Consider the following 14,812-nt stretch of genomic DNA (forward strand, 5'->3'; position numbering starts at 1 on the left):
TTCAGGCTTTAAGGCCACAACGATTTACGCAAGGTAAATCGCTGTTTTTCCCCTCGTATCTATCCCTTCCGAACCCAATGCTCCTGGCGCCAGGCCTGTTGCTGTGCCTTGTCCTTGAAGGTCCAGGCGACGAAGCGGCTCTGTTTCTGCCCCTGTGACATCTCCACCACCTGGCTCTCCAGTGCCCCGGCCTTTTTCAGCGCGGCCTGGATCGCCGGCAGGTTCGAGGCTTTCGACACCAGGGTGCTGAACCACAACACTTGTTGCGCCACCTGGGCGCTTTCGCCGATCAACTGGGTCACGAAGCGTGCTTCGCCACCCTCGCACCACAACTCCGCCGCCTGGCCGCCAAAGTTCAGCACCGGCAGCTTGCGCTTGGGATCGGCCTTGCCCAGGGCCCGCCATTTGCGCTGGCTGCCGCGCGTGGCTTCTTCCAGGGAGGCATGGAACGGCGGATTGCACAGGGTCAGGTCGAAGCGCTCGTCGCTCTCCAGCAGCCCCAGCAGGATCTGCTTGCGGTTGGCTTGCTGGCGCAGGCCGATGGCCTTGTTCAGGCCGTTGGCCTGGACGATTGCCTTGGCAGCGGCGAGAGCGGTGGGGTCGATGTCGGAACCGAGGAATTGCCAGCGGTAATCGGAGTGGCCGATCAGCGGGTAGATGCAGTTGGCGCCGACCCCGACGTCCAGCACCCGCACCGCTGCGCCGCGGGGAATAACGCCTTCGTTATGCGCGGCCAGCAGGTCGGCCAGGAAGTGCACGTAATCGGCGCGACCGGGTACCGGAGGGCAGAGGAAGTCGGCCGGGATGTCCCAATGGGCGATGCCGTAGAACGCCTTGAGCAATGCTCGGTTGAACACCCGCACCGCCGCCGGGTTGGCGAAGTCGATGCTCTCCTTGCCATAAGGATTGATGATCACGAAAGCCCCCAACTCCGGGGTGCTCTTGATCAACTGCGCAAAGTCGTAGCGGCCTTGATGGCGATTGCGCGGGTGCAGGCTGGCCTTTTCCCGTGGTGCGACGGCCTTGGCCGGAGCAGCAGATTGAGGCTTTTTGCGCGGAGCTTTGGGAGGGCGGGGGGCGGTCATGGGCGAAATCGGTTCGGGTATGGCTCAAAGTGGCGCGCATTGTCCCATATCTGTCCGGGTAGCGTGGCCTCGTAGGAGCCGCCGAGGATAACGTGGTGTGCCAGGAATAACGCTTCGCGGGCAAGCCTCGCTCCTGCAGAGGCATAAGCCTTTCGGGCTGGCACAAAAAAGGGAGCCCTTTGCAGGGCTCCCTTTTTATGACCGCTCCAATTGCCTTACAGGCTGGAAATCCGTGCGTGCTGCTCGGCCAGCTTGCCCAGAGCCTGTTCGGCTTCGGCCAGTTTGGCGCGTTCCTTGTCGATGACTTCGGCCGGGGCCTTGTCGACGAAGGCGGCGTTGGACAGCTTGCCGCCGACCCGCTGCACTTCGCCTTGCAGGCGCTGGATTTCCTTGTCCAGGCGCGCCAGTTCGGCACCCTTGTCGATCAGGCCGGCCATCGGCACCAGCACTTCCATCTCGCCAACCAGGGCGGTGGCGGACAGCGGTGCTTCGTCGCCGGCTTGCAGTACGGTGATCGATTCGAGTTTGGCCAGCTTCCGCAGCAGGGGCTCGTTTTCGTTCAGGCGACGCTGGTCTTCGGCGCTGGCGTTCTTCAGGAACAACGCCAGTGGCTTGCCCGGGCCGATGTTCATTTCGGCACGGATGTTACGGGTACCGAGCATAAGGCCCTTGAGCCATTCGATGTCGTCTTCGGCGGCCTGGTCGATGCGCGCTTCAACGGCCACCGGCCAGGGTTGCAGCATGATGGTCTTGCCCTGGATGCCGGCCAGCGGCGCCAGGCGCTGCCAGATTTCTTCGGTGATGAACGGCATGAACGGATGGGCCAGGCGCAGCGCCACTTCCAGCACGCGCACCAGCGTGCGGCGGGTGCCGCGCTGGCGCTCGACCGGCGCGTTTTCGTCCCACAGCACCGGCTTGGACAATTCCAGGTACCAGTCGCAGTACTGGTTCCAGATGAACTCGTACAGCGCCTGGGCCGCCAGGTCGAAGCGGAACTGGTCCAGCTGGCGGGTCACTTCGGCTTCGGTGCGTTGCAGCTGGGAGATGATCCAGCGGTCGGCCAGCGACAGCTCGTAGGCTTCGCCGTTCTGGCCGCAGTCTTCGCCCTTGTCCAGCACGTAGCGGGCGGCGTTCCAGATCTTGTTGCAGAAGTTGCGATAGCCTTCGACGCGGCCCATGTCGAACTTGATGTCGCGGCCGGTGGACGCCAGCGAGCAGAAGGTGAAGCGCAGGGCATCGGTGCCGTAGCTGGCGATGCCGTCGGCGAATTCCTGGCGGGTCTGCTTCTCGATCTTCTTCGCCAGTTGCGGCTGCATCATGCCGGTGGTGCGTTTCTGCACCAGGGTTTCCAGGTCGATGCCGTCGATGATGTCCAGCGGATCGAGGACGTTGCCCTTGGACTTGGACATCTTCTGGCCCTGGCCGTCGCGAACCAGGCCGTGTACGTACACGGTCTTGAACGGAACCTGCGGTGTGCCGTCTTCATTCTTCACCAGGTGCATGGTGAGCATGATCATCCGGGCGACCCAGAAGAAAATGATGTCGAAACCGGTCACCAGCACGTCGGTCGGGTGGAAGGTCTTGAGGAACTCGGTCTGCTCCGGCCAGCCCAGGGTGGAGAAGGTCCACAGGCCCGAACTGAACCAGGTGTCGAGGACGTCGTTGTCCTGTTGCAGGGCGACCTCAGGCCCGAGGTTGTGCTTGGCGCGCACCTCGGCTTCGTCGCGGCCGACATAGACCTTGCCCGACTCGTCGTACCAGGCCGGGATGCGATGGCCCCACCACAGCTGGCGGCTGATGCACCAGTCCTGGATATCGCGCATCCAGGAGAAGTACATGTTTTCGTACTGTTTTGGCACGAAGGCGATGCGGCCGTCTTCCACGGCGGCAATGGCCGGCTCGGCCAGGGGCTTGGTGGAGACGTACCACTGGTCGGTCAGCCACGGCTCGATGATGGTGCCGGAGCGATCGCCTTTCGGCACTTTCAGGGCGTGGTCGTCGACGCTGACCAGCAAGCCGGCGGCGTCGAATGCGGCGACGATTTCCTTGCGCGCCTGGAAGCGGTTGAGGCCGGCGAATTCGGCCGGGATCTTGCCGTCGATGCTTTCGTTCAGCGTGCCGTCCAGGTTGAACACCTGGGCAGCCGGCAGCACTTCGGCGTTCTTGTCGAAGATGTTCAGCAGCGGCAGGTTGTGGCGCTTGCCGACTTCGTAGTCGTTGAAGTCGTGGGCCGGGGTGATCTTCACGCAGCCGGTGCCGAATTCAGGGTCGCAGTAGTCGTCGCCGATGATCGGGATGCGACGGCCCACCAGCGGCAGTTCGACGAACTTGCCGATCAGCGCCTTGTAGCGCTCATCGTTCGGGTTAACGGCCACGGCGGAGTCGCCGAGCATGGTTTCCGGACGGGTGGTGGCAACGATCAGGTAGTCCAGGCCTTCGGCGGTCTTGGCACCGTCGGCCAGCGGGTAGCGCAGGTTCCACAGCGAGCCTTTCTCGTCGTGGTTTTCCACTTCGAGGTCGGAGATCGCGGTGTGCAGCTTGGTGTCCCAGTTGACCAGACGCTTGCCGCGGTAGATCAGGCCGTCTTCGTGCAGGCGCACGAAGGCTTCTTTAACGGCTTCGGAAAGACCGTCGTCCATGGTGAAGCGCTCGCGGCTCCAGTCCACGGACGAGCCCAGGCGGCGGATCTGACGGCTGATGTTGCCGCCGGACTGATCCTTCCACTCCCAGACTTTCTCGAGGAATTTTTCCCGGCCCAGATCGTGACGATTCTGGCCCTGGGCTTCGATCTGACGCTCCACCAGCATCTGGGTGGCGATACCGGCGTGGTCGGTACCCGGCTGCCACAGGGTGTTGCGGCCCTGCATGCGGCGGAAGCGGATCAAGGCATCCATGATCGCGTTGTTGAAGCCATGGCCCATGTGCAGGCTGCCAGTGACGTTCGGTGGCGGAATCATGATGGTGTACGAGTCGCCCGCGCCTTGCGGGGCGAAGTAATTCTCTGACTCCCAGGTCTGGTACCAGGAAGTTTCAATGGCGTGCGGCTGGTAGGTCTTATCCATGCGCGGCGGGACCCTATTGGCATTTATTCAGGAAAAGCCGGGAAGTATAGCGGGGATGAACCGATGCGCGTAGAGCAGGCTGACGGCGGGAGGGCGAAAATTGCCCAATGAGCGGGGATTTATGCTTGGCGCCAGGGCGTTATCGCGGGCAAGCCTCGCTCCTACAGATGGCTGGTGACCTGTAGCTGCGAGGTTTGTCCATTGAATAAGGCAGAGGATCAGGCGTCGTACTGGCTCAGCAGGCGATCCATTCGCGCGTCGAGGCGGCGCTTGATCTCAGTTTCGATGTGCGGGGCGAAGTCGTCGATCACGTCTTGCATGATCAGTTGCGCGGCGGCGCGCAGTTCGCTGTCCAGGTGCAGCAGGGCATCCTGGCTCTTGGGCGCTGGCGCGGGTTTCGGTGCAGGGGCTGGAGCGGCCGCTACGGGAACAGGTGGCGGTTCGACCACCGGAGCGGGGGGCGGTTGTGGTTCTGCCGGCGCCTCTTCGAGGGGTTCGACGGCAGGCTTGCCGCCGACCATATCGAACAGCAGTGGAATCTGCACTTCGCCGTCGATGGTCTCGGTCAGCAGCGGAGGTTGCAGGTCGTCATCGCCGAGCAGTTGGCGGATGGACTCGAGGTCATCCAGCAGGTGCGCGGACTTTTGCAGCGGTTTGGGAGTGTCCATCGATGGCTCAGAGTCGCTGTAAACGGTGATCTTGCAGAGGATAGCCCTGTTCGCGGTAGAAACGGAAACTCTCGCGAGCGGCCTGGCGGATAGTCGGGTCTTCTACCACCACTTCGGCGATGCGGGCAAAACGCTGGGCAAATGCCGGGACTTTCAGGTCCAGGTTGACCAGCAGGTCATGGTGCTCGCCGGGGTCATCGCCCAGGCCGAGAACGATCAGGCCATCCGGCTCGCTTTCGGCGGGACCGTGGGGCACGAAGGTTTCGCCCTTGAAGCGCCACAACCGGGCATCGAGCTCGTCGCGCTGGGCCGCGTCGCTGCAATGCAGGTAGATACGGTGCCCCATGCGCCAGGCCTTGTCGGTGAGCTTGCAGGCGAAGTCCAGGCGCGCCGAAGGATCCGCGCTGGGAAGGATATAGAAGTCGACTTTGGTCATTGCGGTTCCTGAACCCGGGAGTGCGCCGCGTGTGGGTGGCGCACCCCGAGGTCATAGGTTTCAGGCTTTGGCGCGGTCCAGCAGGTACTGGGTCAGCAGGGGAACCGGACGGCCAGTGGCGCCCTTGTCCTTGCCGCCGCTGGTCCAGGCGGTACCGGCTATATCCAGGTGTGCCCAGTTGTACTGCTTGGTGAAGCGCGACAGGAAGCAGGCAGCGGTAATGGTGCCGGCTTTCGGGCCGCCGATGTTGGCGATGTCGGCGAACGGGCTGTCCAGCTGTTCCTGGTACTCGTCGAACAGCGGCAGTTGCCAGGCACGGTCGTCAGCCTGAACGCCGGCGCTCAGCAACTGGCCGATCAGCTCGTCGTTGTTGCCCAGGAGGCCCGAGGTATGGGCGCCGAGGGCGACCACGCAGGCACCGGTCAGGGTGGCGATATCGATCACCGCCTGTGGCTTGAAGCGCTCGGCGTAGGTCAGGGCATCGCACAGCACCAGACGGCCTTCGGCGTCGGTGTTGAGGATTTCCACGGTCTGGCCGCTCATGGTGGTGACGATATCGCCCGGACGCGAAGCGGTGCCGCTCGGCATGTTCTCGGCGCAGGCCAGGATGCACACCAGGTTGATCGGCAGCTTGAGTTCCAGCACGGCACGCAGGGTGCCGAACACGCTGGCGGCGCCACCCATGTCGTACTTCATTTCATCCATGCCGGCACCAGGCTTGAGGCTGATGCCGCCGGTGTCGAAGGTGATGCCCTTGCCGACCAGGGTGTACGGCTTTTCGGATTTCTTGCCGCCGTTGTATTGCATGACGATCAGGCGTGGTGGCTGGGCGCTGCCCTGGCCCACGGCATAGAACGAGCCCATGCCCAGTTCCTTGATCTTCTTCTCGTCGAGGACTTCGACTTTCAGGGCCTTGAATTCCTTGCCCAGGGCCTTGGCCTGTTCGCCGAGGAAGGTCGGGTGGCAGATGTTCGGCGGCAGGTTGCCCAGGTTGCGGGTGAAGGCCATGCCGTTGGCGATCGCCTTGGCGTGGGTCACGGCGCGCTCGACTTCGGCCAGCGCGGCCTTGATGGTCAGCAGGGTGATTTTCTTCAGGGCGCGCGGTTCGGCCTTCTGGCTCTTGAACTGGTCGAAGCTGTATTCGCCGTCCACCAGGGTTTCAGCCAGCAGGCGGGTCTTGCCGTAGCTGTCGCGGCCCTTGACCACCACTTCGTCCAGCGCTAGCACGGCATCGCTGCCGCCCAGGCCCTTGAGGGTAGCGAGGATGCCGCTGACGATCTTGCGGAACGGGCGGTCGCCCAGTTCGGCGTCCTTGCCGGTACCGACCAGCAGGACACGTTCGGCTTTCAGGTTCGGCAGGGCGTGCAACAGCAGGCTCTGGCCGACCTTGCCGTCCAGGTCGCCGCGCTTGAGTACCGCGCCGATGGCGCCGCCACTGAGCTCATCGAGTTGTTTGGCAACGCTGCCGAGCTTGCGGCCTTCGCCGACGGCGACCACCAGGGTGGCGGTCTTCAACGTTTCCGGGCTAACGCTTTTTACAACCAGTTCCATGTCCGGGTCCCTGAATTAATGGTCAAAGAGCGCAGGGCCAATGCCGTGCGCCAGGCTTGTCATGTCTGTAGCTTTTATAAGGAGAGGCGTCGGCAGCGGCCAACGACAGGGCCGCCAGTTTGAACCCGGGCGGTCGAGGCTGACAACCCTCCCATGAGCGAACTTCGCCGCTTTAGAGGCCTGCGTGAGCATGCGCAGTGACAGGCGCATGCAATCACAGGATAATGCGCCATCTTTTTTCGGCGGCTCGGCTTCACGGGCCGTGTTTGCTTGTTTGGCCGCCTTAGCCTGACAACCCTGGAGTGTCTGGTTTGATCGTCTTCCGTTATCTATCCCGCGAAGTGTTGCTGACCCTGAGCGCCGTGAGTGCCGTTCTGCTGGTCATCATCATGAGCGGACGTTTCGTCAAGTACCTCGCGCAAGCGGCCTCGGGCGCACTGGACCCGGGCTCGCTGTTCCTGATCATGGGCTTTCGCCTGCCAGGCTTCCTGCAACTGATCCTGCCGCTGGGGTTGTTCCTCGGCATTCTCCTGGCCTACGGCCGGCTGTACCTTGAAAGCGAAATGACCGTGCTGTCGGCCACCGGCATGAGCCAGCAGCGCCTGCTGGGCATGACCATGATCCCGGCCCTGCTGGTGGCCCTGCTGGTGGCGTGGTTGAGCCTGAGCCTGGCGCCGCAGGGGGCCAATCAGTTCCAGCTGCTGCTGAACAAGCAGGACGCCATGACCGAATTCGACACCCTGGTGCCGGGGCGCTTCCAGGCGCTCAACGACGGTACCCGGGTGACCTATACCGAACACTTGTCCGATGACCGGGCCAACCTGGGCGGCGTGTTCATCTCGGAAAAACGCCTGAGCCAGGACAAGAAGGACCAGGGCATCTCGGTACTGGTGGCAGAAAAGGGGCACCAGGACATTCGTCCGGATGGCAACCGCTACCTGATCCTGGAAAACGGCTATCGCTACGACGGTAACCCGGGCCAGGCCGATTACCGGGTCATCAAGTACGACACCTACGGCGTATTGCTGGCCAAGCCGGATGTCAGCGACGAAGTCACCGACCGCGACGCCATGCCGACCCGCGATCTGATCGGCAACCCGGACCTGCGCGCTCATGCCGAGTTGCAATGGCGTATTTCCCTGCCATTGCTGGTGTTTGTCGTGACCCTGATGGCGGTTCCGCTGGCCCGGGTGAACCCGCGCCAGGGTCGTTTCCTCAAACTGCTGCCGGCGATTCTTCTTTATATGGCTTACCTGACCATCCTGATCGCGGCCCGTGGCTCGCTGGAAAAAGGCAAGCTGCCGCAAGCGCTGGGCCTGTGGTGGGTACACGGACTGTTTCTATTGATTGGCCTCGGATTGCTGTACTGGGAACCCTTGCGTCTGAAACTGGCGAGCCGCCGCAGCATGAAGGAGGTGGCTCGTGGTTAAGCTCGATCGCTACATCGGTAACAGTGTCCTGCTGGCCATTCTGGCGGTACTGGGGATCATTCTCGGCCTGGCGTCGCTGTTCGCCTTCATCGACGAGATGGGCAGTGTCAGCGATAGCTACACCGTGATGGACGTGCTGAGCTTCGTGGTCATGACGGCGCCGCGCCGGCTCTACGAAATGCTGCCGATGGCGGCCCTGATCGGCTGCCTGATCGGCCTGGGCAGCCTGGCCAGCAACAGTGAGCTGACCATCATGCGCGCCGCCGGTGTGTCCATCGGGCGGATCGTCTGGGCGGTGATGAAACCGATGCTGTTCCTGATGCTGGCCGGTGTGCTGATCGGCGAGTACGTCGCTCCCGCCACGGAAAGTCAGGCACAAGCCAGTCGCGCGCTGGCCCAGGGTTCGGGTGACGCGCAAAGCTCCAAACGTGGCCTGTGGCACCGTCAGGGCGAGGAGTTCATCCACATCAACGCCGTGCAACCCAACGGCCTGCTGTATGGCGTGACCCGTTACCACTTCGACGATCAGCGGCACATGCTGTCCTCGAGCTTCGCCCGCCAGGCCCGTTTCGAAGAGGACTACTGGCAACTGAGCGACGTTACCACTACCTATTTCCGCGAAGGCCACACCGAAGTCATCAACACTCCTCAAGAACGCTGGGACGTGGCCTTGAGCCCGCAACTGCTGAGCACTGTGGTGATGGCGCCGGAATCCCTGTCGATCAGCGGTCTGTGGGGCTATATCCACTACCTGGCCGATCAGGGCCTGAACAACGGTCGCTACTGGCTGGCGTTCTGGGTCAAGGTGCTGCAACCGCTGGTCACCGCGGCCCTGGTATTGATGGCGATCTCGTTCATTTTCGGTCCGTTGCGTTCCGTGACGCTCGGTCAACGGGTGTTCACCGGCGTGCTGGTGGGGTTCACCTTCCGTATCGCCCAGGACCTGCTGGGCCCGTCGAGCCTGGTATTCGGCTTTTCGCCGCTGTTCGCGGTGCTGGTTCCCGCCGGTTTCTGTGCCCTGGCCGGGTTCTGGCTGATGCGCCGGGCCGGCTGACCGGCGCCAATGACGCCACGCGCAAGAGCGACGCCCCTGTCGAAAGGCCGGGGCGTTTTGCGTTTATGCACCACTGACAGGCGAACGTGACGCTTGCGTCGTCTATCAGGTACAATTCCCGGCTATTTTTCGGCGGGCTATGCCTGCAGCCTTTTTGAGTGTTGATCCGTGAGTGATTTGAGTCATATCCGCAATTTCTCCATCATCGCCCACATTGACCATGGCAAGTCGACTCTGGCCGATCGCTTCATCCAGATGTGCGGCGGCCTGGCCGAGCGCGAAATGGAAGCCCAGGTTCTGGACTCCATGGACCTTGAGCGTGAACGCGGGATCACCATCAAGGCCCACAGCGTTACCCTCTATTACAAAGCCCGCGACGGCATCACCTACCAACTGAATTTCATCGACACCCCGGGCCACGTGGACTTTACCTATGAAGTCAGCCGGTCGCTGGCCGCCTGTGAAGGCGCCTTGCTGGTGGTCGACGCTGGCCAGGGCGTGGAAGCGCAGTCGGTTGCTAACTGCTACACCGCCATCGAGCAGGGCCTGGAGGTCATGCCGGTGCTGAACAAGATCGACCTGCCGCAGGCCGATCCGGACCGGGTCAAGGAAGAGATCGAGAAGATCATCGGTATCGATGCCACCGACGCCGTGACCTGCAGCGCCAAGACCGGCCTGGGTGTCGACGAGGTGCTGGAGCGCCTGGTAACCACCATTCCCGCGCCGACCGGCAACATCGAGGATCCGCTGCAAGCGTTGATCATCGACTCCTGGTTCGACAACTACCTGGGCGTCGTGTCCCTGGTTCGCGTGCGCCATGGCCGCGTGAAGAAGGGCGACAAGATCCTGGTGAAATCCACCGGCAAGATCCACCTGGTGGACAGCGTCGGTGTATTCAACCCGAAACACACCGCCACCACCGACCTGAAGGCCGGTGAAGTGGGCTTCATCATCGCCGGCATCAAGGACATTCATGGTGCACCGGTTGGTGACACCCTGACCCTGAGCTCGACCCCAGACGTCGAAGTACTGCCCGGCTTCAAGCGCATTCAGCCGCAGGTCTACGCCGGCCTGTTCCCGGTCAGCTCCGACGACTTCGAAGACTTCCGCGAAGCCCTGCAAAAGCTCACGCTGAACGACTCGTCGCTGCAATACACCCCGGAAAGCTCCGACGCACTGGGCTTCGGCTTCCGTTGCGGCTTCCTCGGCATGCTGCACATGGAAATCATCCAGGAGCGCCTGGAGCGCGAATACGACCTGGACCTGATCACCACGGCGCCGACGGTGATTTTCGAGCTGCAACTGAAGAATGGTGAGACGATCTACGTCGATAACCCGTCGAAGTTGCCGGATCTGTCGTCCATCGAAGACATGCGCGAGCCGATCGTACGGGCCAATATCCTTGTGCCGCAGGAGCACCTGGGTAACGTCATTACCCTGTGCATCGAGAAGCGCGGCGTGCAGCACGACATGCTGTTCCTCGGCAGCCAGGTCCAGGTGACCTACGACCTGCCGATGAACGAAGTGGTCCTGGACTTCTTCGACCGCCTCAAATCCACCAGTCGTGGCTATGCTTCGCTGGATTATCATTTCGATCGCTACCAATCGGCTAATCTGGTCAAGCTGGATGTGCTGATCAACGGTGAGAAAGTCGACGCCCTGGCATTGATCGTGCACCGTGACAACGCGCACTACAAAGGGCGTGCGTTGACCGAGAAGATGAAGGAACTGATTCCTCGGCAGATGTTCGACGTGGCAATCCAGGCCGCCATTGGCGGGCAGATTGTGGCGCGGACAACCGTCAAGGCACTCAGAAAGAACGTGCTGGCCAAATGCTACGGTGGTGACGTTAGCCGTAAGCGCAAGCTGTTGGAAAAGCAGAAGGCCGGTAAGAAACGCATGAAGCAAGTGGGTAACGTGGAGATTCCACAAGAAGCCTTCCTTGCCGTGCTCAGGTTGGATAGTTAGGTCCTATGTCGCTAAATTTCCCGCTGTTGCTGGTCATCGCCGTCGCCGTCTGCGGCCTCCTGGCGTTGCTCGATCTGGTCTTTCTGGCGCCGCGTCGGCGTGCCGCCATTACCAACTATCAGGGCAGCGTCAGCCAGCCGGATGGACTGGTCATCGAGAAACTGAACAAGGAGCCGATGCTGGTCGAGTACGGCAAATCGTTCTTTCCGGTGCTGTTCATCGTGCTGGTGCTGCGTTCGTTCCTGGTGGAACCGTTTCAGATTCCTTCGGGATCGATGAAACCGACCCTGGATGTGGGCGACTTCATCCTGGTGAACAAGTTTTCTTACGGGATCCGCCTGCCGGTGATCGACAAGAAAATCATCGAGGTCGGTGATCCGCAGCGCGGCGATGTGATGGTGTTCCGCTACCCGAGCGATCCGAACGTCAACTACATCAAGCGTGTGGTTGGCCTGCCGGGCGACGAGGTGCGCTACACCAGCGACAAGCGCCTGCTGGTCAACGGCCAGTCGGTCGCCGAACAGCTGGTCGGCTCCGAGCCGGGCACCCTGGGCAGCGCGGAGCTCTACAAGGAAAAACTCGGCGCCGCCGAGCACCTGATCCGCAAGGAAATGAGCCGCTACCGGGCCACCCCGGACCGTCAGTGGACCGTGCCTGCCGGGCACTACTTCATGATGGGCGACAACCGCGACAACTCGAACGACAGCCGCTACTGGGATGATCCGAGCATTCCCAAGGACCTGCTGGGCATGGTTCCCGACAAGAATATCGTCGGCAAGGCCTTCGCAGTCTGGATGAGCTGGCCCGAACCGAAACTCAGCCACCTGCCGAATTTCTCGCGGGTTGGCCTGATCAAGTAATCAAACACGGCGCTGTTGAACACAGCGCCGAATGCTTTTCTGGATCTTGCAGAACACCAGGCCCGCCAGGTTCGGCAGCCTCCCAGGCGTCACCAGAAGCAGCAGTCAACGATATTCAGGATGTGGATTTGAACACAGCGTTAATTGCCACAGGCACCTCGTGCCTCGTCTCCAAGGTGGTGAAATTCAACCACGAACTCAGCGTGGGTAAACCGTGAGCGTTTCTTTGAGCCGTCTCGAGCGTCAGCTCGGTTACACCTTCAAGGACCAGGAGCTGATGGTCCTGGCCCTCACTCACCGCAGCTTTGCCGGGCGCAACAACGAACGCCTGGAATTCCTCGGTGACGCCATCCTCAACTTCGTCGCCGGCGAAGCGCTGTTCGAGCGTTTCCCCCAGGCCCGCGAAGGCCAGCTGTCGCGTCTGCGCGCGCGCCTGGTGAAGGGAGAAACCCTGGCCGTACTGGCCCGCGGTTTCGATCTGGGCGAATACCTGCGCCTGGGCTCCGGTGAGTTGAAAAGCGGCGGTTTCCGCCGTGAGTCGATCCTCGCCGATGCCCTGGAAGCGCTGATTGGTGCGATCTACCTGGATGCCGGCATGGAAGTCGCGCGTGAGCGTGTGCTGTCCTGGCTGACGTCCGAGTTCGACAGCCTGACGCTGGTCGACACGAACAAGGATCCCAAGACCCGCCTGCAGGAATTCCTGCAGTCGCGTGCCTGTGAATTGCCCCGCTACGAAGTGGTGGATATCCAGGGTGAGCCCCATTGCCGGACGTTCTTCGTCGAATGTGAAATCACCCTACTGAACGAAAAAAGCCGAGGTCAGGGCGTGAGCCGTCGTATTGCCGAACAGGTGGCGGCCGCCGCAGCACTGATTGCCCTGGGCGTGGAGAATGGCCATGACTGATACAACCGCAACACGCTGTGGCTATGTCGCCATCGTCGGCCGTCCGAACGTGGGCAAGTCCACGCTTCTGAACCATATCCTGGGGCAGAAGCTGGCCATCACCTCGCGCAAGCCGCAGACCACTCGTCACAACATGCTCGGCATCAAGACCGAAGGCGCCATCCAGGCGATCTATGTCGACACCCCGGGCATGCACAAGAGCAACGAGAAGGCGCTGAACCGCTACATGAATAAGACCGCTTCGGCGGCCTTGAAAGACGTCGACGTGGTGATCTTCGTCGTTGACCGCACCAAGTGGACCGACGAAGACCAGCTGGTGCTGGAACGCGTGCAGTACGTGCAGGGTCCGGTGATCCTGGCGATCAACAAGACCGACCGCATCGAGGACAAGGCCGAGCTGATGCCACACCTGGCCTGGTTGCAGGAACAGCTGCCGAATGCCGAGATCGTTCCGGTGTCGGCCCAGCAGGGCCACAACCTGGAAGCCCTGGAAGGCCTGATCGCCAAGCACCTGCCGGAAAACGATCACTTCTTCCCGGAAGACCAGATCACCGACCGCAGCAGCCGTTTCCTCGCCGCCGAACTGGTGCGCGAGAAGATCATGCGCCAGCTGGGTGCCGAGCTGCCGTACCAGATCACCGTGGAAATCGAAGAGTTCAAGCAGCAGGGCAAGACCCTGCACATTCATGCCTTGATCCTCGTCGAACGCGACGGCCAGAAGAAAATCATCATTGGCGACAAGGGTGAGCGCATCAAGCGCATCGGCATGGAAGCGCGCAAGGATATGGAGCTGCTGTTCGATTCCAAGGTCATGCTCAACCTGTGGGTCAAGGTCAAGGGCGGTTGGTCCGATGACGAGCGCGCCCTGCGTTCGCTGGGTTACGGCGACCTGTAATCCTGCCTCGTCGCCAGCGCCTCGCTCCTGCAGCGTGCAGGGGGCGAGCCGCTGGCGATAAAGGTTCAACGAGCCTTCCCGTGGACCTGTCACTTTCTCAAGCCTTGAGATCCCCCCGACACCTATGTCCAGTAATGCTCCCATCGGCCAGCCCGCTTACGTCCTGCACAGTCGCGCCTATCGCGAGAGCAGTGCGTTGGTGGACTTCCTCACGCCCCAAGGGCGGCTGCGCGCGGTGTTGCGTGGCGCGCGCGGCAAGGCCGGGACCCTGGCGCGGCCGTTCGTGCCGCTGGAAGTGGAGTTTCGTGGGCGCGGCGAGCTGAAAAACGTCGGGCGCATGGAGAGCGCGGGAACCTCCACCTGGCTCAACGGCGAGGCGCTGTTCAGCGGTCTCTACCTCAACGAGCTGCTGATCCGCCTGCTGCCCGCCGAAGATCCGCATCCGGCGATCTTCGAGCACTATGCGGCGACCTTGCTGGCGTTGGCCGAGGGCAGGGCTCTGGAGCCCTTGCTGCGTGCCTTCGAGTGGCGCCTGCTGGACGACCTCGGCTACGGCTTCGCCCTGGACATGGATATCCACGGCGCGCCGATTGAGGCGCAGGGCATGTATCGCCTGCAGGTGGATGCCGGTCTGGAGCAGGTTCAGCTGTTGCAACCGGGCCTGTTCAACGGCACCGAGCTGCTGGCCATGGCGCAAGCCGACTGGAGCGCCCCTGGAGCGCTGGCGGCGGCCAAGCGCCTGATGCGCCAGGCGCTGGCGGTGCACCTGGGCGGTCGGCCATTGGTCAGTCGCGAATTGTTTCGCAAGCCCTAGCCGTCCCGTCACGCCAATACGCTCGAATCCTGCCTGGCTTGCTCGTGCGGCCGAACGCCGGCAGTTATTTTCGCCAGCGGACACT

The 14,812-nt window shown here is 62.2% G+C and carries 12 protein-coding genes; 7 read left to right on the plus strand and 5 right to left on the minus strand.

Features of this window, described 5'->3' with window-relative positions; translation table 11 throughout:
* Positions 1–59 precede the first annotated feature (59 nt).
* The 5 genes from rlmF to H0I86_RS05235 all read right to left on the minus strand — a co-directional run bounded on the left by rlmF (position 60) and on the right by H0I86_RS05235 (position 6,802).
* Positions 60–1,085, minus strand: coding sequence for a 23S rRNA (adenine(1618)-N(6))-methyltransferase RlmF (gene rlmF, locus H0I86_RS05215; protein ID WP_180924278.1), 1,026 nt, complete (start codon positions 1,083–1,085; stop codon positions 60–62).
* A gap of 215 nt (positions 1,086–1,300) precedes the next feature.
* Positions 1,301–4,147, minus strand: coding sequence for a valine--tRNA ligase (locus H0I86_RS05220; RefSeq protein ID WP_180924279.1), 2,847 nt, complete (start codon positions 4,145–4,147; stop codon positions 1,301–1,303).
* 218 nt (positions 4,148–4,365) lie between these two features.
* Positions 4,366–4,815 carry a DNA polymerase III subunit chi gene (locus H0I86_RS05225; protein WP_180924280.1) on the minus strand — a complete coding sequence of 150 codons (450 nt, stop codon included), beginning with the start codon at positions 4,813–4,815 and terminating at the stop codon, positions 4,366–4,368.
* A 7-nt stretch (positions 4,816–4,822) separates the two neighbouring features.
* The gene (locus tag H0I86_RS05230; protein ID WP_007932146.1) at positions 4,823–5,251 is read right to left on the minus strand and encodes a DNA polymerase III subunit chi; all 429 of its coding nucleotides are present in this window, start codon (positions 5,249–5,251) and stop codon (positions 4,823–4,825) included.
* Between the two features lie 60 nt (positions 5,252–5,311).
* Entirely contained in the window at positions 5,312–6,802 is a 1,491-nt protein-coding gene (locus H0I86_RS05235) for a leucyl aminopeptidase (RefSeq protein WP_124337714.1), read from the minus strand.
* 311 nt (positions 6,803–7,113) lie between these two features.
* Between H0I86_RS05235 and lptF the strand changes: the two genes are divergently transcribed.
* The 7 genes from lptF (at position 7,114) to recO (ending at position 14,727) form a co-directional block, all read left to right on the plus strand.
* Entirely contained in the window at positions 7,114–8,232 is a 1,119-nt protein-coding gene (gene lptF / locus H0I86_RS05240) for an LPS export ABC transporter permease LptF (RefSeq protein WP_180924281.1), read from the plus strand.
* Positions 8,225–9,286, plus strand: coding sequence for an LPS export ABC transporter permease LptG (gene lptG, locus H0I86_RS05245; protein ID WP_180924282.1), 1,062 nt, complete (start codon positions 8,225–8,227; stop codon positions 9,284–9,286). Before lptF ends, lptG begins: the two co-directional genes overlap by 8 nt.
* Positions 9,287–9,454: 168 nt before the next feature.
* Positions 9,455–11,254, plus strand: a complete 1,800-nt coding sequence (gene lepA / locus H0I86_RS05250; RefSeq protein ID WP_009042305.1) for a translation elongation factor 4 — start codon at positions 9,455–9,457, stop codon at positions 11,252–11,254.
* A gap of 5 nt (positions 11,255–11,259) precedes the next feature.
* Positions 11,260–12,114: a signal peptidase I gene (gene lepB / locus H0I86_RS05255; RefSeq protein WP_007932153.1), complete on the plus strand. Its 855-nt coding sequence runs from the start codon at positions 11,260–11,262 to the stop codon at positions 12,112–12,114.
* A gap of 214 nt (positions 12,115–12,328) precedes the next feature.
* Positions 12,329–13,018 (plus strand): ribonuclease III, encoded by a 690-nt coding sequence (gene rnc / locus H0I86_RS05260; RefSeq protein ID WP_009042306.1) that lies wholly within the window; start codon positions 12,329–12,331, stop codon positions 13,016–13,018.
* Entirely contained in the window at positions 13,011–13,913 is a 903-nt protein-coding gene (era, locus tag H0I86_RS05265; protein ID WP_180924283.1) for a GTPase Era, read from the plus strand. The genes rnc and era overlap by 8 nt, the downstream gene beginning before the upstream one ends.
* A 124-nt stretch (positions 13,914–14,037) precedes the next feature.
* Positions 14,038–14,727: a DNA repair protein RecO gene (gene recO, locus H0I86_RS05270; RefSeq protein WP_009042307.1), complete on the plus strand. Its 690-nt coding sequence runs from the start codon at positions 14,038–14,040 to the stop codon at positions 14,725–14,727.
* Positions 14,728–14,812 lie beyond the last annotated feature (85 nt).

Origin of the sequence: Pseudomonas chlororaphis subsp. aurantiaca, from assembly GCF_013466605.1 — a bacterium.
Classification (GTDB): Bacteria; Pseudomonadota; Gammaproteobacteria; order Pseudomonadales; family Pseudomonadaceae; genus Aquipseudomonas; species Aquipseudomonas chlororaphis_I.

What these genes read in the sequence shown, in the direction of transcription:
- H0I86_RS05220 (WP_180924279.1), bottom strand. Translation starts at nt 4,147, where the DNA reads ATGGATAAGACCTACCAGCCGCACGCCATTGAAACTTCCTGGTACCAG.
- recO (WP_009042307.1), top strand. Translation starts at nt 14,038, where the DNA reads ATGTCCAGTAATGCTCCCATCGGCCAGCCCGCTTACGTCCTGCACAGT.
- H0I86_RS05230 (WP_007932146.1), bottom strand. Translation starts at nt 5,251, where the DNA reads ATGACCAAAGTCGACTTCTATATCCTTCCCAGCGCGGATCCTTCGGCG.
- era (WP_180924283.1), top strand. Translation starts at nt 13,011, where the DNA reads ATGACTGATACAACCGCAACACGCTGTGGCTATGTCGCCATCGTCGGC.
- H0I86_RS05235 (WP_124337714.1), bottom strand. Translation starts at nt 6,802, where the DNA reads ATGGAACTGGTTGTAAAAAGCGTTAGCCCGGAAACGTTGAAGACCGCC.
- H0I86_RS05225 (WP_180924280.1), bottom strand. Translation starts at nt 4,815, where the DNA reads ATGGACACTCCCAAACCGCTGCAAAAGTCCGCGCACCTGCTGGATGAC.
- rlmF (WP_180924278.1), bottom strand. Translation starts at nt 1,085, where the DNA reads ATGACCGCCCCCCGCCCTCCCAAAGCTCCGCGCAAAAAGCCTCAATCT.
- lepB (WP_007932153.1), top strand. Translation starts at nt 11,260, where the DNA reads ATGTCGCTAAATTTCCCGCTGTTGCTGGTCATCGCCGTCGCCGTCTGC.